We start from the raw sequence: 17,709 nt of genomic DNA on the forward strand, positions 1-17,709 counted from the left end.
ACTTGCATGTATTAGGCACGCCGCCAGCGTTCGTCCTGAGCCAGGATCAAACTCTCCATAATAGAGAAATTCGAGTAGCTCGAGTTTCTTGCTGGCATCAATTAAGATGTCAATTTGAATCCGAAGATTCGTTTGTTCTTTTCACCGACAATGTCGACTCCAGAACTTTATTTGTTGACGTTTTGCTGTTCAGTTTTCAAGGTTCATTGCGCTGCTCTCTTGCAGCAACTATTCTAGTATAACATTTTCTCACTAACGCGTCAAGCGTTATTTTGAAATTAATTAATGGAGCGGGTGAAGGGAATCGAACCCTCATCATCAGCTTGGAAGGCTGAGGTTTTACCACTAAACTACACCCGCGTATAAAATTTGGCGCGCCCGACAGGAGTCGAACCCATAACCTTCTGATCCGTAGTCAGACGCTCTATCCAATTGAGCTACGGGCGCTCGGTTTTATTATATGGAATATGGTGCGGTAAAGAGGACTTGAACCTCCACGGGGTTAACCCCCACTAGGCCCTCAACCTAGCGCGTCTGCCATTCCGCCACTACCGCATTATTTGCGACACACTTTATTATACTACTCTCAGTAAAGATGTCAATAGTTTTTTTGAAAGAATGGTGAGCCATGCAGGATTCGAACCTGCGACCCTCTGATTAAAAGTCAGATGCTCTACCAACTGAGCTAATGGCTCGTGCTTGTTGTATTGTCTTGATGTTAGGTTTTTGTGAAACCTTATATATGAAGACTTTTTTGGCTTGGGTGTTAAAACCGATTTCTGTTTAGTACTCGTGTTGCTTTGGGTACTAAAAGCGATTTGCTCCAAACGCCGGAGGCGTTTCTCGCAAAACTTTTTAAACGTGGAGCGTTTAAAAAGTTTGGCTGGGGTAGCTGGATTCGAACCAACGAATGACGGAGTCAAAGTCCGTTGCCTTACCGCTTGGCTATACCCCAACAATTTGATCAACTTACATACTCGATACTTTGTAAATCGCAGGGCTTAATTTCTTCCCCCTTTTTACTTTGTACATAAACATGGAAGTTATACATAAAAGTTGGTGACCCCTACGGGATTCGAACCCGTGTTACCGCCGTGAAAGGGCGGTGTCTTAACCGCTTGACCAAGGGGCCATCTATTTAATTGGAGAAGGGAGTTTATTTTGTTTCAATGTCATTCCCTAATCGACTTTTCCTATTATAGACACTCATCATCCTTTCGTCAACAGTTTTATTGAATTATTTTTTGTAACAGCTAAAGACACTTATAGCAGCGCGTCTTAAAGAGCGATGTAATGGGACATGCACTATTTAATTGATGATGAAAAAGATAATCGTCCTCTCAGATTCGACCGCCTGATAACTCATCCTGAGCGCCTGATGTATTCTCGATAACGCCTGTAACCTCTCCCGTACCGCCTGAAAGTTTACCCGAACCGCCTGATACGGCAGCAAAACCGACTGAAAACTCTCCGCAACCGCCTGACTCAGCTCTTAATTTCAAATCATTAAGCAAAAATAAATAAGATGAAGGAAAATATAGCACTTCCCTTCATCCTTTGTTAACTTCCGAATCGTTTTATGCGTGATTCTTAGACATTATGCGTGTCTAATTAGTTTTATGCGTAGTTCGCTGACTTTATGCGCGTGTAATTCGATTTATGCGTATCTACTTCAATTTATGCGTGATTTTACGGATTTATGCGTAAATCGCCGGCTTTCTGCAGCGATTGCTTATTATTGAAGCAGGATGATTTCTCCGGCGCATTTGCCGCATCTATATTTCCGCACATCCATTTTTCTTTTGCGTCTATATTCCAATCGACATGATTTACATTGATAGAGATGGATCTTCTTCGGTTTGCTAGTTGCCTTCCCTAGCGGCTTGCAATATCTTGGCGAGCCGGTTTCCCGCAACAGCTTTTTGAAGTCCGCATCTCCATGTCTATATCCTTTTCCTTCTTGATGGAGATGGTAATGGCAAAGTTCATGCTTGATGATGCCGATTAGTTCATCCAAATCGTAAAGCGCTAAAACAGTCGGGTTGATTTCAATAGATCCGTCGAGCAGTTTGTAGCGACCGCCCGTTGTTCGGAGGCGGGCGTTGAAACGCGCTTCATGTCTGAATGGTTTTCCGAAAGCTTCTATGGATAATTGTTGGACGAGTTGCTGCAAGTCACGTTGTTCCATGCCGGTTTTCACGATCGCGGCTTACTTCCCTTTCGGAGGAATCATCGTCAACGAGATTCTGCCTTTATTTTTATCTACACCTTCCACCCAGACGGTCACGATGTCGCCGGATGCGACTACATCGAGCGGATGCTTGACGAACCCTTTTTTCAATTTCGAAATGTGGACGAGTCCGTCTTCCGATACACCGATATCGACGAATGCACCGAAGTCTACGACGTTCCGGACAGTCCCTTGCATCTCAAGTCCTTCATATAAGTCTTTCATATCGAGTACGTCCGCTTTCAACAGCGGCTGCGGGTAGTCGTCACGAGGATCGCGGTTCGGTCGCTTCAATGTGTCGATAATATCGCGCAACGTCACTTCACCGATATCGAATTTTGTAGCTAATGCCGGGACATCCAATGCGGTTAGAGCACTCACTGCCTCTTCCTTCCCTAACAAACTCTTGTCCACTCCGGCTTCCGCGAGCACCTGCTCTGCCGTCATATAGCTTTCGGGATGAAGTCCGGTAGAGTCAAATCGGTCTTTCGCTTCCGGTATGCGAAGGAAGCCGATTGCCTGTTCATATGTCTTCGCTCCGAGACGCGGAACCTTTTTCAGCTGCGTCCGTTTTTGGAACAGCCCTTCCTCTTCACGCGCCTTGACGATGTTTTCCGCTACTGTCTTCGAAAGACCCGCCACGTATTGCAGTAAAGATGAAGAAGCGGTGTTCACGTTCACACCTACCCGGTTCACCGCGGTTTCAACTACAAACGATAGCGAATCGGACAGTTTTTTCCGTGCCACGTCATGCTGGTATTGGCCGACGCCGATCGATTCAGGATCGATTTTGACGAGTTCGGATAATGGGTCCTGCAATCTCCGCGCAATGGAAACAGCGCTCCGCTGTTCGACTTGGAGGTCAGGGAATTCTTCCCGCGCCTGGGCCGATGCCGAGTAGACACTTGCCCCCGCTTCATTGACGATGACATACGAAACTGGCTCTTTCGATTCCTTGATGCAGTCCGCAATGAATTTCTCCGTTTCTCTTGAGGCTGTTCCGTTGCCAATTGCGATGATCGGGATCTTATATTTGGCGAGAGTTGAAAGAATCATTTTCTTCGAAGCTTCCTTATCCGCTTTCGGAGGGTGGGGATAAATAACCGACACTTCAAGCATCTTCCCTGTTTCGTCAATGACCGCCAATTTACAGCCTGAACGAAAAGCCGGATCGACGCCCAACACCATCCTGCCTTTTAAAGGTGGTTGCAATAGAAGACTCTTCAAGTTTTCCGAGAATACATGGATCGCTTGGGCTTCCGCCTTTTCTGTCAGCGCTGTCCTGATTTCCCGCTCGACAGACGGAGCAATCAGCCGTTTGAATGCATCTTCTGTCGCCTCTTTAACGTGCACAGCGGATGGGGATTGTTGTTTTTTGATCAATTCGCGCTCAAGGACACCGATGATACGCTCCGCTGGGAATGCCACGCCTACACGCAGAACCTCTTCTTTTTCTCCCCTATTCAACGCAAGTACACGGTGAGGGACAATCTTTTTCAGTGGCTCTTCATATTCGTAATACATTTCATACACACCGCGTTCATCCTCGGCCCCTTTACGGAGCATGGAAGCCATTTGGCCATCGGACCAAGCAAGTTTCCGCACGCTTTCCCGGAGTGCAGCGTCATCCGCAATTCGTTCTGCGATAATATCGCGCGCTCCTGCAAGCGCCTCGTCGATGGATGCGACAGCTTTCTCTTCATTCACGAAAGCCGCGGCAAGGTCTTCCGGATTATCCGGACCGAATGCCATCAACTTGTCCGCCAGCGGTTCGAGTCCACTTTCAATCGCAATCATCGCACGCGTACGTCTTTTCTGCTTGTACGGCCTATACAGATCTTCAATGCGTTGCAATACGGTTGCTGATTGGATTTCCTTTTTCAGCTCGTCAGTCAATTTCCCCTGCTCTTCAATTAACCGGATGACTTCCTCTTTCCGTTGTTCTAGCCCCTTTTCATAATGGTACGCATCTTCAATCGCTTTGATTTCCACTTCATCGAGTGAACCGGTCGCTTCTTTCCGGTATCTTGCGATGAAAGGGACCGTGTTGCCTTCGTCGAGAAGAGAGATGACATTGGCGGTTTGTTTCTTACTAATCGACGCTCTTTTGGCTGTTGCTTCTATTAGACTGTTCGTCATTCATTCCCACCCTTTCTATACTTATCTCAGTTTACCATTTAACTTAATTCAGCTGAAGTTCCTGCTGAATTAAGTTAAATGCCTCCGGCGGATGTCACGGATTTTCAGGGGAGTTTATCGAGCAAGCTCGATAAAAATCCGGACGCAATTACGCCAAGTCGTAATTGATTGATGTATCCTTACTCCATTCCTGCACATGAAAAAACCTGCTTCAGTTTACTGAAGCAGGCTGCCGGCGATGAATGTGGCATCGTCGCCGGATTGTGCCGATTCTTTTACGATATTGTACAACTCATATGCGTTGGTGCTCTGTTTCAAACTTGCTTTCGGGCTGTTCAGCGTCACTCCGTCCGAATGAAGGAAAAACAGATCGCCAACTTCGTACTTGTATGTCTGGGTATTCATCTTTTGCGGCCTTCCTGATAAATATCCCATGACAGGCAAAGGATAGATCATCTTTTCACGACCGTGCAGAATATACATCCTGACATTACCGATACAGCTGTATTCGATCGTGCCGTCCTTATAGTTGACACGCACGATTGCTACGGCTGCTCCGCGTTTCTGCACCATATATTCATTGCAGCGGCTCAGCAATTCGTCTAGCGATTCGTGGTGAAAGCGTTCAAGGACTTCAGGTATCACTTCCGCGGATTGCCTTGCGACTTTACCGTTTCCCAACCCGTCGGCAATCGCACAGATGAAGTAGTCCTCTTCGGAATGAATATAATACGTATCTCCCGACTCGATATTGCCATGCTTCGCTGCGTTATAGATGTATGCCTCTACATGATCATTTTTGAACACTTCCACTACGATGCACCACCAGCTGCCATTATGGCTTCTTGAAGTTTTTTAATCGCTTTCCGTTGCAATCTAGATACATGCATTTGCGAAATACCGAGTCGTTCCCCCGCTTCCTTCTGGCTCATTTGCTCAATATATGTATATTGGATAATCTGCTTTTCGCGTTCCGACAACACATTAAGAGCATTTGCAACGACCAGTCGATGGTCCGTCCTCTCAAATCCGTCATCCGATTCTCCAATAATATCGAACAAGGTGACTGTGCCGCCTTCCGAATCGGCTTCGAGCGTATGGTCCATCGATAGGGCTTGGTAGCTCCTCCCCATCTCCATTGCTTCAAGAACCAATTCTTCATCTGTACCCAAGTATTCTGCGATTTCGCTCACGAGCGGCGAACGTTGCATTTCAATCGTCAATGCTTCGACCGCAGCCTTAATCTTCGGACCGAGTTCCTTGATGCGGCGTGGGACATGGACTGCCCAAGTTTTATCACGCAGGAACCGTTTGATTTCCCCGACAATTGTCGGCACGGCAAATGCTTCGAAGCTGCGTCCGAGGTCCGGGTCATATCTGCGGATCGCCCCGAGGAGACCGAGCATACCTACTTGGACGATATCTTCATGGTATGGCTTTCCGTTTGAATATTTGCGGGCGATGGAATGGACGAGCCGTTCGTAGTGAAGGACGAGATTCGTCTGCGCTTCATCGTCGTTCGTCTCCTGGTACTGCCTGATCCATTCCAACACTTTCTCTTTCGTATCCGGCTTATGAGTTGGCTGTTCGTTTGACATCTTCTTCGCCTCGCTCTCTGCCGAGATATTTGGTCATAAAGACCGTCACGCCCTCCTCGTGATGAAATTTCACTTCATCCATGAGCGTCTCCATCAAATAAAGCCCAAGTCCCCCTTCGCGCTGGAAACGGGCATCTGATGTGTCGCTATATGGTCCGATATGTTTTTTCGTCTCTTCAAAGTCGAAGCTTGTTCCGTGATCCGCAATCATGATCTCCAACCGCTCTTCATACAATGCACAACCGACTACGACTTCGCCATCCTCGTCCTGGCCGTAAGCATGTTGGACAGCATTTGTAATTGCTTCACTTGAAGCGATTTTCAAGTCTTCGATGTCATCGTATGTAAACCCGAGCCGACTTGCAATGCCTGAAATCATCAATCTTGCAACACCGACATATTGGGCTTTGGCGGGTATCTTGATTTCTATATAATCATAATGTTGCATTATTGTCCTCACTTTCCTTCTGTTCAATATCGATAATTTCATTCAGACCGGTAATTTCAAACAGGCGGTTCAACCGTTTGTTCAAGCCCGTGATCTTTACATGCCCGCCGTTAGCGGAAACAGCCTTATAGAAACCTACGAAAACACCGAGGCCTGTACTGTCCATATAGTCCACTTCGGATAGATCCAACTCCGCCTTCAAACCTTGGACATTTTCAACAGCTGCCAGACGCTCCCGTAGAACAGGTGCCGTAAACGCATCAATCTCCCCGACAACCTTGAAATATTGAACACTATTTTGTTCTAGTAACTCAACTTGTAAATTCATTTCCTGCACCCCGACTCTCGATATTTGTATTGGTTAATACACTACAACCTTACATACCCGCCACTCAAAAAGTTAAACCTGTTCCGGCTCTTTTTTGAAAATGACAATTGTGAAGTCGTCGCTCAATCGATAGTTTTGAAGTTCTGCAAGATGATGATAGACATATTCTGCAATTTGCTGAGCCGACTTGTCTTTCACGTCACGAAGTAGATTTTGGATTGCATTCATGTCGATGAATCCTTCTTCCGTCCTCGTTTCAGTGACGCCATCCGTCATCATTGCAATGAAGTCCCCATCGTTTAATACGACCGATCGCTCCTCATATTCGGTATCCGGTTTGACGCCGAGAAGCAATCCCTTGGCATCCAATTCCGAAAATACCCCTGTGTCGTTATTGAAATACAATGCTGGTTCATGACCCGCTGATGCGTAAGAGAATGTCGTATCTTCAGCATTGTATTTACCATAGAACATTGAGATAAACATCGAGTCGTCGACACTCTTTTCGACAATGCGGTTGATGATGCCAAGGACATTCTGCGGGCTCGTATTTCCATCAGGCAAACCGTCCATGCCGAATTTAATCATGGACATGCATAATGCGGCAGGAATCCCTTTACCGATCACGTCCGCTACAGCAACGCCCGATTCGTGCGCCTTATTCAGGAAATAGACGTAATCACCATTCATCTGTGTAGCGGGCTGCGAGATGTATCCAACGTCCAGGCCGCTGACACATGGCATCTTCGTCTTCAGAAGTGTGTCCTGCACTTTCGTCGCGACATTCATCTCCATTTGGATCGCTTCCTGTTTACGGATGAGGCTTTGGTGCTCACGTAATGTGAGACCATAATGGATCATCATCTCGATTAGGAAATCCAAGGAGTCCCACACTTCATCCTGCAACTCTGGATGCAGCTCAATTAATGCGGTTTTGTGGATGCTTATGACATCCTCAGGCGCAATTTCCTTTTCAATGAAACGCCTGCTGAATTGCTGTCCGACGTAGAGATCCTCTTCGCTCGGGCTCTCCAAATATTTCCCCATAATTTCCTTATACTGCCTGCCGACTTCTTGTGGCATCCACTATCACCTCCTCAATGAAGCCATTTTGTTGTCGTTATGGTCGTTCCAGCCCCGTTTTCCGAAACGACTTTGAACTCGTCCATAAGCCGTTTCACTCCAGGCATTCCTGCTCCAAGGCCGCCAGATGTCGAAAAGCCGTCTTCCATCACTTTACGCAGATCAGGGATTCCTGGACCTTCATCAGAAGCGATGATTTTGATGCCGAACTTCCCATCATCAGTCACTCTTTCAATCTCAATCTTCCCTTTTCCGGCATACAGATAAATATTTCTCGCCAGTTCGCTGATTGCGGTCGTGATGCGAGCTTGGTCGACGGTTCCGAAACCGGCCTTCTTTGCTTCGTTACGCCCTAATTGCCTTGCAGCAACGATATCCCATTCCGTGATTATCTCTACAGAAGACCTAAAGTTCATTGTCAGGCCTCCAATTCTTTATAAAGTTTATCCAAACCGTTTTCCAAGTCTAGCGCAGTCATTACATTACTCAAGCGGATCCCAAGCTCAATCAATGTGATGGCAACTGCAGGCTGAATACCAGTGATTACAACTTTCGCGCCCATCAAACCTGTCATATTGATCACATCCCCCAAGACTTTTGCGATGAAGGAATCAATGAAATCGATCGGCGTCAAGTCGATTACAACACCAAGAGCTGCAGTTTTATGCATTTTATTCAATAGGTCTTCCTGAAATTGAATGGCCGTCTGGTCATCTAACTCCCATTGAATCGACACGATGAGGACTTCATTCAATTTCAAAATCGGTATACGTGCATTCAATTTGCTTCCACCTCCACGATTGCTCGATTTGTCATTCCCAAAGCTGCCTGCATTCCCCTCTGCAACGTGCTTTTCGTCGTGAATTCATGAAGGTTGATGCCCAAGGCGACAATCGTCTGTGCAATTTCAGGACGGATGCCGACAAGCATGCATTTCGCACCTACCAAACGCACCGCTTCCGCCGCTTGGATAATATGATGCGCAACCATCGTATCTACGACCGGGACTCCTGTAATATCGAGCAGTACCACTTCAGCCCGCTGGCTCACTACGCCTTCCAAAAGGTTCTCCATGATCAGCTTCGCGCGTTCCGTGTCGATCGTCCCGACTAAAGGCATGACTGAAATCTTGTCGAATACTGGAATTAAGGAAGCGGACAACTCTTGCAATGCGATTTTCTGCAAGCTGACCGTCCTTTCCCATTCCGTGGAATAGGCATCGATAATGCTTTCCCGTAAAGGATTAATCCAGTTTTTGAAGATGATATTGAAAGAACGTAAGTTTCCTTCGTTGATGATCTCTTGCTCCTCCAGAAACTCGAATACGACATCTGAAAAATTGTCGATCGCCTTATTGACGAATTTGATCGCCCAGCCGAAACGGACGACTTTCTCTGTGAAGTCGTTGATTCTTTCAGTATTCGCAGCTGATGAATCGGTAATGTTGGAAGTCATAAGCTCCGCAAATTCCCTGCTTGTTTTTTCGACCAGGTGATCAGGCATAAAGTGGAAAAAACGTTCCCCCTTTTCCTCTTTCATCCTTCTGATCCAACGCTCGATGATTTCGTCCATGTTCTGATTGATGCCTTCTACCATTATTTTATTCATATGTTAAAATGCCTCCTCACCAAAATGAAAATCCCATATGACCATTGTACAGAAAAAAGATGAAATAGACATCTATTTGCCAGCTCTCCCATGACAAAATCCATTACAAAATAAAAAAACACTCCGGAAGACGAGGTCCGCAGTGCTTTTACATATGTATTCAAAATTTAACAAGCCCGAAGCTAATTTCCAGCGCTTCGTCAACCTTTTCCATCAATGGTTCATCCAAATGGGTGATTTTATCCGTCAGCCTCGACTTATCGATCGTGCGGACTTGTTCGAGCAGGATCACGGAATCCCGCTCGAAACCATACCGTTCCGCATCGATTTCGACATGTGTCGGCAATTTAGCCTTCTGGATTTGTGCAGTGATCGCTGCAACAATCACTGTCGGGCTGAACCGGTTGCCTATGTCATTCTGGATGACAAGCACCGGTCTCGTCCCTCCCTGTTCGGAACCAACGACGGGTGACAGGTCTGCAAAAAAGACGTCCCCACGTTTTATTGCCAACTTTTCATCCTCCGCTTACGAGACGTTCCACCGTATGCTGGGCTTCGAGCTCCGCATGCAAGCATTCCTTTGCGATTCGTAAGTTGATTTGCGACATTTCAACGTAGCCGATCATCATCGCTTCACGGATCGTATCCGCTTCATGACTAGACATATACCGCTTCGTTGAAACATAAGCGAATTCTCCGCGCTCCGGCTCTTGATGGACGGCCGTATGTTCAATTTCATTCCCCTTCGATACTTTTACGATTTTTATGTTTTTCTCTCGCAATTCTAGCACCTCCGACAGACCCCGTTCCCTCGATCGATTCTATTCAAAGTCTATCTTACCATTGAACTTCGACAATGAGAAGACATAGAAGGATTTTTATTGACAAGAATCTTCAAATAATGTGGTCATTTGTCGAAAGATGGAACTGCGTACATCTTATCCATGTTAGGTTCAATATATTCTCGGAACGCGTTTTCCAATTGTAACCGCGACTTCATATGGAATGGTCCCGAGTCGGTCCGCCCATTCCTCCATCGTGATTTCCTCATCACCTTGCCTGCCGATCAATGTCACTTTTTCCCCGACAGCAAATTCGCGCGGCAGTTTCACCATGCATTGGTCCATGCAGATCGTTCCGACGATTGGCATCCGTTCGCCGCCAATCAACACATCCTGGTCGCGCAGCCCGCGTTTCAAGCCGTCTGCATAGCCGATCGGCAACGTGCCGATCCACTCATCGCGCTTTGTTTCGTAGGTTCCCCCATAGCTGATGCTTTCGCCCTTCCCGAGCTTTTTCACATACGCTAATTCTGTTTCAAGCGTGAACGCTTTCTTCAGGTCAAACGGCAATTTAGTCCCTACGTAAGAGGAAGGTGCGATGCCGTATAGACTGATGCCAAAACGTACAGCATCGAGCGCATATTGCGGATAAAGCAAAGCCGCTGCACTATTCGAAGCATGGACAAGGGGCGGTCTTTGCGGAAACTCAGCCACCAACTCCATGAAACGACTGAATTGCTCCTCCGTTTTACTAGAATCCTCCTCATCCGCGCAGGCGAAATGAGTGAAGGCGCCTACAAGACGGATGTTATTCGACCCTTCAATTACTTCAACAATATCCTGAAGTGCAGTTTCATCCCGCAGACCGATCCGGCCCATACCGCTGTCAATTTTCACATGAACACGCAACGGACGATCGGCTTCCTTAACAAGATTGGCCGCCTGACGAAGCCATCCGGCATCCGAAACAGCGACATGGATTCCTAGCGTTGCGGCCCTTTCTGCAAATCCGACCGGAGACAAACCCATTACGAGGATATCTGCGGTAATGCCGCTATCGCGCAAATGTAAGGCCTCGTCAGGCGTCGCTACCGACACCATCCGGGCTCCCGCAGCAATTGCGGCACGTGCCACTTCGACCTCCCCATGCCCATAGCCGTCCGCTTTCACGACGGCTATGACGGATGTTTGGCGAGGTAAATACCGCTTCAAGTTTTCGATATTCTCTTGTATCGCTTGTAAATTGACGCTTGCCTTAGTAGGACGATAATTCTCCATATGAATCCCTCATTTTTCTCTGGATGACACTATTATCAAGCCTATGAGCTTTTCACGTCAATGAATTCTTATTTGCTATCTTCAGGACTCATCGAAGATGCGACTTCAATCAACTCGTCAGCCGTCAATGTGGATGATGCGACAAAGAACGCCACTCCGTCCTGCTCCCAGCGGATCGAGTTATTCGTCAATGCCGCCACAGTGAAGCCCAAGTCGACCGGGTCCCCTTCGATAGAAACTGCCATTTGATTATCCGGAGTTTCTGCCGGTTCCTGCACGACAATGAATTCCTTGTCTCCGCCGCCGAATGTCGTGAAAAATCTTGTTCCGTTTTCTGTAGCGACCATTTCTTCTTCAACGACCGTTCCTTCCCAATTCAGGTTCGGATAGTACTTCATCATACCTGTTTGGCCATCTTCAGTCGATTGCGATTTTTTATCTGGTTGGGCCTTTTCCATATCAACTTGATATTCGGCTGCCTTATGCTCTACGCCAAGTGCTATTTTATTGAACGTTACACGGATTTTCTCTTCCTTGTTTTCATCCATGACGGATACGTACTTCGGCAGCAATGTTTTCTTATCAATATGGATCTGCTGCATCGGAAGGACTTTCTTATGATTATTCCTTGATGCTGTTTCGAATACATACGTCTTATCCTTTTCTTGCATCGTGGAATTCTTATCCGCCTTGATGTCGTCCGACAAAGTGCCGATCAAGTACGGCATGCTGTTTTGCGTCGGCCAATCACTTTGGAACTTATACGTTTTTCCGAGTGACGGCGTGATGACAAAAACACCTTCTTCATTTCTGACGATCATCTGGGAATCTTGGCTCCCCGCTTGCGAAACATTCACTTTGTAAAAATCAGGTTTCGTATGCCATACAGTTACATCGTACACCCTGGGTTCAGAACCTGTTTTGATTTCCATCGTCGCCTGCAATTCGTACCCTTTCGCCTCGTTCCACTTCCCACTGAGCTTCTTCATGACATCCTCTTTAGACGGTGATCCACAAGCTGCTAGCAGTGTCATGATTGCAACTAGCAATAAAACAAAAATTCGGCTGCGCATACAGTTCATCCTTTCTCATTTCAATCGGGTAGGTCATCTTATGAGAGTGGACAGTCATTTATGCTAGCTTGTTTACATTGGGAAAATTATTTCTCTAAAATGACCTGCGCAGCTGCAACCGTGCGGGTATGGGTGATGGACACGAAGCCTTCAACTTTCGTACCGTCAAAATACAATACCGGTTTCCCGGACGGCTCCGGGAGAATTTCGATCTGATCGAACCTGCAATCTCTTCCAATTCCCGTGCCTTTCGCTTTCCCAAACGCCTCTTTCGCCGCAAATCGCCCGGCGAGGAATTCATTCTTCCGGTTCGGCGACAGTGTTTCATATAGCCGCAGCTCTTTTTTCGTAAGGATGCGCAACCTGAATTTATCCGACCTCTCATCCAGTGAAGCTATACGATCCAATTCCACGATATCCAATCCGATGCCTGCTATCATTTTATCCATCCTTTTCATTCACGTTTTGTAATGGTAGTTCGCACTTCTTATCCAATCATAAACTATGTATAATAAAACCAAAGGTCAGGTGAAAAAAGTGTTTATACGAAGAGAGAACTTTTCCCAGTATATCCGTTTGTATCCGTTTGTAACCGCGCTGTTAGCAATGAATATCCTCATTTTCATTGCGACGAGCCTTCCAATCCAAGGGAGCCGGTATTTATATTATATGGGTGTAGGAATCAATTCAGCGATTTCCGCCGGGGAATGGTGGCGCCTCGTCACGCCGATGTTTTTACATGCAGGGCTCATGCATCTTCTGTTCAATATGTTTTCCTTGTTCATCTTCGGCCCTGAGCTTGAACGTGTTGCCGGCAAGGCGCGCTTCCTGACAATCTACCTTCTGTCAGGCATTTTCGCCAATGTCGCCTCTTTCTTCCTCGGAGGAACTGATTTCGCCCATGTCGGAGCGAGCGGCGCGATATTCGGCATTTTCGGCGCATTCGGCGCACTCGTCTATTATACGAAAAATGCATTTCCCCAGCTGCGTCAAATTATGCTGCCGATCATCGTCATTAGCGTGATTATGACCTTCCTTCAACCCGGCGTCAATGTCATCGGGCATATCGCAGGGCTGATTGTCGGCTTCATCATCGGTCTTAGCTACTTTAGCCCAAAACGGATTGTAAGTTGGAGACGATAATAAAAGCCGTTACGAAGAACGGCTTTTGCGAGTAAAAGCACAGCGTTACGAGCACATCTTTGCACTAGCCGTTACGAAGAACGGCTTTTGCGAGCACAACACACGAAAAGCCTGCGAGTAATTCGCAGGCTTTTTTCATTCGTCAATAGTCGAACAACCTTTTTCATACCAATTGAAAATCCTCTCCGCGTCTTCGACGTCCATATGATGTACGCTTGCGTGAAAGACGCCCATACCGGATTTAATGTTGGCAATGACCGTCGCAACGCCTTTTCGTCTATGGAAGTAGCTTTGTTTCATTTCCATGGACTGAATCCGCTTCTTTTTCATATATGCCGTTTGCAAACTGATTCCCCTAAACCGAAACGTCAGCTGACTGCCGGTAATATCATATGCGGCGGAGCGGTGCTGCCAAATGCCGAGCGCAATAATGACTGGGATGATTGCGAGCGAGAACAGGCCGTACGGGAAGAAGAAATACGTAAGCGCCCCGATAATCGGCAGCATCCACAAAAAGTCGATGCGATAATAGAACGGCCTGCCTTTTGCAGTAAGCCTATTCGCAGGCTCTTCCAAATACAAGTCGGGGAAGACATCCTCCAAATACGTCAATACCCTATCCCTTTTCACAATCGGGAATAGATTGATCTTCGAGCTTTGGCCAATCCCGCCCCCAGCACTATGGATAGATACCGTTGCATAACCGAATAACTTCCTGACCGGATTCTCGACGACTACGACGCTTTGGATCCTTTTCAGAGGCACGGTCACTTTCTTTTTTTCTAGTAATCCCCTCGTAATAACAATGTCTTCCTCATCCATTTCAACTGTGAAATTGTAATGGGAAAGGAGTGTCATTCCCACAGATAGGATCCACACACCGAGCAAACCGAGGAAAACAGCAACCGCCACAATCAACACACCGAACTTGATGAATGCAGATATCTCTTCGAACATCCACTCGAATGGAAGCAGTTCCCCAAATTGTGAGAGGAAGATCGCCACCCCGGATAGAATGACACCTACACCTCCGGAAGTTGTGGCAAGCACCAACAGGTCTTTCGATGTCATCGTGAACATTTTACGGAAATTCAATTCCTCTTCCATCGGCATCTCTTCTATTGGAGAGACCATTTCTCCATCTGCGACAGGCATTTCCCTCTGCCGCTTCTTCGCTTCAGCCATTTCGGTTTCCACACGCTTAGCGGCTTCTTTGGTTATCGCAGTTAATTCTCCTTCTGCCTGCTTCGCGTTAGAACTGCCCGCTGTTTCCACTTTCACTTTCACAAGCCCGAACGGTCGGTGGAAAATCCCTTCCGTATAGTCCAAGCTTTGTATCCGGTCGAAAGGGATATACCTTTTCTTTTTCACGAATAAACCTGACTCGATTCGAAGTTCATCGTCTTCGAACCAATACTCAAAACGCTTCCACTTGATGATTCCGCTTACGAACAAACTGATGATCAACACACCGAAAATGATGAAGGATAAATAATCCACATACCAGAGACCTGTCCCTCCACCTTTGAATCCATTTGCGAAAATCAGAACGACAAGTGGCAGGATTGCCTCTTTCAACGTTTTGAGCGTTTCAATTACCGCTGTGATCCAATGGAGCTTATAACGTTGTTCAGACATCATCTTCCGCCACCCTCGCAAGCACGGAAATCCTGCCGCGCAGTTCATCCGCCTCCGCCATGATCAACGCTGGGATCGTATGGACCGTGGCTGCTGTCGAAATCGAAATTTCAGCCAAACCGTATTTCCGCAAGATCGGACCTTGGGATGTATCAACGTGTTGGACGCGCACCATTGGGATCAATGTCCGTTTCACAATGAACAGACCATGTTGCAATTCGATTTCGGACTCCCTCACTTCATACCGCCACCTCATCCATCTCACCTTCGGGAATAAAATGATGATGAAATAAGCGAATAGGAGGAGTGCAGCGGCTTCCAGCGGGTAGATCCACCACGGCCATTCAAATATGTATACAAGCACGCCGACGCCGATGGCCACCAAAGCGAGAATGATTGTTTGAATCCAGCCGTATAATCGCCAGACTTTCAAACCTTTCGGAGATATCCTGTTAGCAGGTTGAGCTCTCATTCACAACACCTCTTTCTATTCTTCCATTGTATACGTAGCAATCCTGATAATGTTTCAATTATATATTAAAAAAACCCCGGGGATGAGGTTGTCATCTCCGGGGGTATTATTATCTATCCGATTTGCCTCTAGAACTACTTGAACGGTCTCTACGTCCGCCTCCGCCGTCACGGCTTCCACGACGTGAACCGCCGCCTCCGCCATAACCGCGTCCGCCTCCGTGTGAACGTCCGCCGCCACGGCTGCCTTTATAGCCGCCACGGTCACGTGAGCCCGAATTACGGGAAGGCAATGGGCGTTCTTCCGTAATTTTAACAGGTGTATCGTCCGGTTCTTTCGTCAATGATCTGACTGCAGCCGCGACAATATCCTTCGCATCAAATTTCTGAAGAAGTTCTGCTGCCAATGGTTGGTAATCAGTCAATTCATTTTTCTCGATGATCTCAGCTAGCTGTTCCATCGCAAGACGTTGCTGACCGATCAATGCCTCATCTTCTGTTGGCGGCTGAAGTGGAGTCATCCGTTTTTTCGTCGTTTCCTCGACGGTACGGAGATAACCCATTTCACGCGGCGTTACGAATGTAATCGCCATACCGCTTTTACCAGCACGTCCTGTACGGCCGATACGGTGTACATAGCTTTCTGGATCTTGTGGAATATCGAAGTTGTAAACGTGTGTGACACCAGAGATGTCGAGTCCTCGAGCTGCTACGTCTGTTGCAACGAGAACGTCGATTTTATTGTCCTTGAACTGGCGAAGAACAGACATCCGTTTTGCTTGTGTTAAGTCGCCATGGATTCCTTCTGCCAAGTAGCCGCGGATGCTCAATGCGTGTGCCACTTCATCGACACGGCGCTTCGTACGACCGAATACGATCGCAAGCTCAGGCTGGTGAACGTTCAACAGACGTGAAAGTACGTCAAACTTTTCTCTTTCTTGTGCTTTAACGAAGTATTGGTCGATGTTCTCAACAGTCATTTCTTTTGACTTGATTTTTACAATTTCAGGCTCTTTCATGAATGTCTCAGCAATTTTGCGGATTGCAGGAGGCATTGTAGCAGAGAATAGAAGTGTCTGGCGAGTATCTGGAACACTTGCCAAAATCGTGTTGATGTCTTCGATGAAGCCCATGTTAAGCATTTCATCCGCTTCGTCAAGGACGAGCGTATTTACATTGTTCAGTTTCAACGTTTTACGGTTGATATGGTCAAGAATACGTCCCGGAGTTCCGACAATAATTTGTGGATTATTGCGTAATGCTCGAATTTGCCGACCAATTTCTTGGCCACCATAAACAGATAATACACGAGCGCGTCTTCCGTATCCGATTTTATAAATTTCTTCGGATACTTGAATCGCCAATTCACGTGTCGGTGCAATGACTAATGCTTGTACTGCAGGATTGTTCACATCGATTTTCTCAATGATCGGAATCCCGAAAGCAGCAGTCTTACCCGTACCTGTTTGTGCTTGACCGATGACATCTCGGCCTTCCATGCCAAATCTGATAGTACCTTCTTGGATTGGTGTTGCTTCTTCAAACCCCATGCGCGATAGAGCACTTTGTGTGGATTCGCTAATATTAAGTTCTGAAAATTTTGTCAAACTTCTCAATCTCCTTTGGTTTCTTCATTTAGCAATTGGTTACATTTGCAAATGAAAGCACGGCAAATTCGAGCCTTAAACTTCTATGGGAACGTTTCCGATATTTTGTATTCTCTGGAGTGGATAAAAGTTCAAGGGTTGAACTTCATAAAAATTCAGAGGCAATAGTGAAAAGGAAAGCTTGTCTTTGCCGATCGGGTTTCGCTTCGGGAAAATGCCCCGGAAGACGTTAAACCTTTTTATTCAAAAAAAAGTACTCTTCGTCACCGGAAGAGTCTCGTGT

20 protein-coding genes, 6 tRNA genes and 1 rRNA gene are annotated in these 17,709 nt (G+C 46.7%); 1 reads left to right on the forward strand and 26 read right to left on the reverse strand.

All coding sequences use genetic code 11. From position 1 onward, the window contains the following. From M3152_RS11325 to acpS, 23 genes are all read right to left on the reverse strand, one after another. Nucleotides 1–62 (reverse strand): 16S ribosomal RNA (locus tag M3152_RS11325); the annotation flags it as partial. 224 nt (nucleotides 63–286) lie between these two features. Beyond that, nucleotides 287–360: transfer RNA gene (locus M3152_RS11330), tRNA-Gly, on the reverse strand. Between the two features lie 10 nt (nucleotides 361–370). After that, a tRNA-Arg gene (locus M3152_RS11335) sits at nucleotides 371–447 on the reverse strand. Between the two features lie 21 nt (nucleotides 448–468). Further along, a tRNA-Leu gene (locus M3152_RS11340) sits at nucleotides 469–555 on the reverse strand. A gap of 64 nt (nucleotides 556–619) precedes the next feature. Further along, nucleotides 620–695: transfer RNA gene (locus M3152_RS11345), tRNA-Lys, on the reverse strand. A 185-nt stretch (nucleotides 696–880) separates the two neighbouring features. After that, nucleotides 881–955 (reverse strand) — tRNA-Gln (locus tag M3152_RS11350). Nucleotides 956–1,057: 102 nt separating this feature from the next. Then, nucleotides 1,058–1,132 (reverse strand) — tRNA-Glu (locus tag M3152_RS11355). A 208-nt stretch (nucleotides 1,133–1,340) separates the two neighbouring features. Beyond that, nucleotides 1,341–1,544 carry a hypothetical protein gene (locus M3152_RS11360; RefSeq protein ID WP_251695323.1) on the reverse strand — a complete coding sequence of 68 codons (204 nt, stop codon included), beginning with the start codon at nucleotides 1,542–1,544 and terminating at the stop codon, nucleotides 1,341–1,343. A 191-nt stretch (nucleotides 1,545–1,735) separates the two neighbouring features. Then, nucleotides 1,736–2,188 carry a SprT family protein gene (locus M3152_RS11365; RefSeq protein ID WP_251695877.1) on the reverse strand — a complete coding sequence of 151 codons (453 nt, stop codon included), beginning with the start codon at nucleotides 2,186–2,188 and terminating at the stop codon, nucleotides 1,736–1,738. 21 nt (nucleotides 2,189–2,209) lie between these two features. Further along, the gene (locus tag M3152_RS11370) at nucleotides 2,210–4,369 is read right to left on the reverse strand and encodes a Tex family protein (RefSeq protein WP_251695324.1); all 2,160 of its coding nucleotides are present in this window, start codon (nucleotides 4,367–4,369) and stop codon (nucleotides 2,210–2,212) included. 216 nt (nucleotides 4,370–4,585) lie between these two features. Beyond that, complete coding sequence (locus M3152_RS11375) at nucleotides 4,586–5,182, reverse strand: PP2C family serine/threonine-protein phosphatase (protein ID WP_251695325.1); 597 nt, start codon at nucleotides 5,180–5,182, stop codon at nucleotides 4,586–4,588. Further along, the gene (gene sigB, locus M3152_RS11380; protein ID WP_251695326.1) at nucleotides 5,182–5,967 is read right to left on the reverse strand and encodes an RNA polymerase sigma factor SigB; all 786 of its coding nucleotides are present in this window, start codon (nucleotides 5,965–5,967) and stop codon (nucleotides 5,182–5,184) included. Before sigB ends, M3152_RS11375 begins: the two co-directional genes overlap by 1 nt. Then, complete coding sequence (rsbW, locus tag M3152_RS11385) at nucleotides 5,942–6,415, reverse strand: anti-sigma B factor RsbW (RefSeq protein ID WP_285847146.1); 474 nt, start codon at nucleotides 6,413–6,415, stop codon at nucleotides 5,942–5,944. Before rsbW ends, sigB begins: the two co-directional genes overlap by 26 nt. Beyond that, entirely contained in the window at nucleotides 6,402–6,743 is a 342-nt protein-coding gene (locus M3152_RS11390; RefSeq protein WP_251695327.1) for an anti-sigma factor antagonist, read from the reverse strand. Before M3152_RS11390 ends, rsbW begins: the two co-directional genes overlap by 14 nt. 72 nt (nucleotides 6,744–6,815) lie before the next feature. Continuing rightward, the gene (locus M3152_RS11395; RefSeq protein WP_251695328.1) at nucleotides 6,816–7,826 is read right to left on the reverse strand and encodes a PP2C family protein-serine/threonine phosphatase; all 1,011 of its coding nucleotides are present in this window, start codon (nucleotides 7,824–7,826) and stop codon (nucleotides 6,816–6,818) included. Nucleotides 7,827–7,840: 14 nt separating this feature from the next. After that, on the reverse strand, nucleotides 7,841–8,242 hold the full coding sequence (locus M3152_RS11400) for an anti-sigma regulatory factor (RefSeq protein WP_251695329.1): 402 nt from the start codon (nucleotides 8,240–8,242) through the stop codon (nucleotides 7,841–7,843). Between the two features lie 2 nt (nucleotides 8,243–8,244). Next, entirely contained in the window at nucleotides 8,245–8,607 is a 363-nt protein-coding gene (locus M3152_RS11405; RefSeq protein ID WP_251695330.1) for an STAS domain-containing protein, read from the reverse strand. Next, nucleotides 8,604–9,434 carry an RsbT co-antagonist protein RsbRA gene (locus tag M3152_RS11410; protein ID WP_251695331.1) on the reverse strand — a complete coding sequence of 277 codons (831 nt, stop codon included), beginning with the start codon at nucleotides 9,432–9,434 and terminating at the stop codon, nucleotides 8,604–8,606. Before M3152_RS11410 ends, M3152_RS11405 begins: the two co-directional genes overlap by 4 nt. Nucleotides 9,435–9,594: 160 nt before the next feature. After that, nucleotides 9,595–9,945 (reverse strand): type II toxin-antitoxin system PemK/MazF family toxin, encoded by a 351-nt coding sequence (locus tag M3152_RS11415; protein ID WP_060205884.1) that lies wholly within the window; start codon nucleotides 9,943–9,945, stop codon nucleotides 9,595–9,597. Between the two features lie 4 nt (nucleotides 9,946–9,949). After that, nucleotides 9,950–10,216 carry a transcriptional regulator gene (locus M3152_RS18000; RefSeq protein ID WP_285847147.1) on the reverse strand — a complete coding sequence of 89 codons (267 nt, stop codon included), beginning with the start codon at nucleotides 10,214–10,216 and terminating at the stop codon, nucleotides 9,950–9,952. A gap of 171 nt (nucleotides 10,217–10,387) precedes the next feature. Beyond that, entirely contained in the window at nucleotides 10,388–11,494 is a 1,107-nt protein-coding gene (gene alr, locus M3152_RS11425; RefSeq protein ID WP_251695332.1) for an alanine racemase, read from the reverse strand. 68 nt (nucleotides 11,495–11,562) lie between these two features. After that, on the reverse strand, nucleotides 11,563–12,567 hold the full coding sequence (locus M3152_RS11430) for a LolA family protein (protein ID WP_251695333.1): 1,005 nt from the start codon (nucleotides 12,565–12,567) through the stop codon (nucleotides 11,563–11,565). A gap of 86 nt (nucleotides 12,568–12,653) precedes the next feature. Further along, the gene (gene acpS, locus M3152_RS11435) at nucleotides 12,654–13,007 is read right to left on the reverse strand and encodes a holo-ACP synthase (RefSeq protein WP_251695879.1); all 354 of its coding nucleotides are present in this window, start codon (nucleotides 13,005–13,007) and stop codon (nucleotides 12,654–12,656) included. Nucleotides 13,008–13,104: 97 nt separating this feature from the next. Between acpS and M3152_RS11440 the strand changes: the two genes are divergently transcribed. Continuing rightward, on the forward strand, nucleotides 13,105–13,710 hold the full coding sequence (locus tag M3152_RS11440) for a rhomboid family intramembrane serine protease (protein ID WP_251695334.1): 606 nt from the start codon (nucleotides 13,105–13,107) through the stop codon (nucleotides 13,708–13,710). Between the two features lie 135 nt (nucleotides 13,711–13,845). Here M3152_RS11440 and M3152_RS11445 read toward each other — a convergent pair whose 3' ends face one another. The 3 genes from M3152_RS11445 to M3152_RS11455 form a co-directional block, all read right to left on the reverse strand. Continuing rightward, the gene (locus M3152_RS11445) at nucleotides 13,846–15,348 is read right to left on the reverse strand and encodes a PH domain-containing protein (protein WP_251695335.1); all 1,503 of its coding nucleotides are present in this window, start codon (nucleotides 15,346–15,348) and stop codon (nucleotides 13,846–13,848) included. Next, complete coding sequence (locus tag M3152_RS11450) at nucleotides 15,341–15,820, reverse strand: PH domain-containing protein (RefSeq protein ID WP_251695336.1); 480 nt, start codon at nucleotides 15,818–15,820, stop codon at nucleotides 15,341–15,343. Before M3152_RS11450 ends, M3152_RS11445 begins: the two co-directional genes overlap by 8 nt. 109 nt (nucleotides 15,821–15,929) lie before the next feature. Continuing rightward, entirely contained in the window at nucleotides 15,930–17,426 is a 1,497-nt protein-coding gene (locus M3152_RS11455) for a DEAD/DEAH box helicase (RefSeq protein WP_251695337.1), read from the reverse strand. Between the last annotated feature and the right edge of the window lie 283 nt (nucleotides 17,427–17,709).

The sequence above is a fragment of the Sporosarcina luteola genome, from assembly GCF_023715245.1.
GTDB lineage: Bacteria > Bacillota > Bacilli > Bacillales_A > Planococcaceae > Sporosarcina > Sporosarcina luteola_C.

Coding starts and splice junctions, on each gene's coding strand:
- M3152_RS11365 (WP_251695877.1), bottom strand. CDS start 2,188: ATGGAACAACGTGACTTGCAGCAACTCGTCCAACAATTATCCATAGAA.
- M3152_RS11370 (WP_251695324.1), bottom strand. CDS start 4,369: ATGACGAACAGTCTAATAGAAGCAACAGCCAAAAGAGCGTCGATTAGT.
- sigB (WP_251695326.1), bottom strand. CDS start 5,967: ATGTCAAACGAACAGCCAACTCATAAGCCGGATACGAAAGAGAAAGTG.
- rsbW (WP_285847146.1), bottom strand. CDS start 6,415: ATGCAACATTATGATTATATAGAAATCAAGATACCCGCCAAAGCCCAA.
- M3152_RS11390 (WP_251695327.1), bottom strand. CDS start 6,743: ATGAATTTACAAGTTGAGTTACTAGAACAAAATAGTGTTCAATATTTC.
- M3152_RS11395 (WP_251695328.1), bottom strand. CDS start 7,826: ATGCCACAAGAAGTCGGCAGGCAGTATAAGGAAATTATGGGGAAATAT.
- M3152_RS11400 (WP_251695329.1), bottom strand. CDS start 8,242: ATGAACTTTAGGTCTTCTGTAGAGATAATCACGGAATGGGATATCGTT.
- M3152_RS11410 (WP_251695331.1), bottom strand. CDS start 9,434: ATGAATAAAATAATGGTAGAAGGCATCAATCAGAACATGGACGAAATC.
- alr (WP_251695332.1), bottom strand. CDS start 11,494: ATGGAGAATTATCGTCCTACTAAGGCAAGCGTCAATTTACAAGCGATA.
- M3152_RS11430 (WP_251695333.1), bottom strand. CDS start 12,567: ATGCGCAGCCGAATTTTTGTTTTATTGCTAGTTGCAATCATGACACTG.
- acpS (WP_251695879.1), bottom strand. CDS start 13,007: ATGATAGCAGGCATCGGATTGGATATCGTGGAATTGGATCGTATAGCT.
- M3152_RS11445 (WP_251695335.1), bottom strand. CDS start 15,348: ATGTCTGAACAACGTTATAAGCTCCATTGGATCACAGCGGTAATTGAA.
- M3152_RS11450 (WP_251695336.1), bottom strand. CDS start 15,820: ATGAGAGCTCAACCTGCTAACAGGATATCTCCGAAAGGTTTGAAAGTC.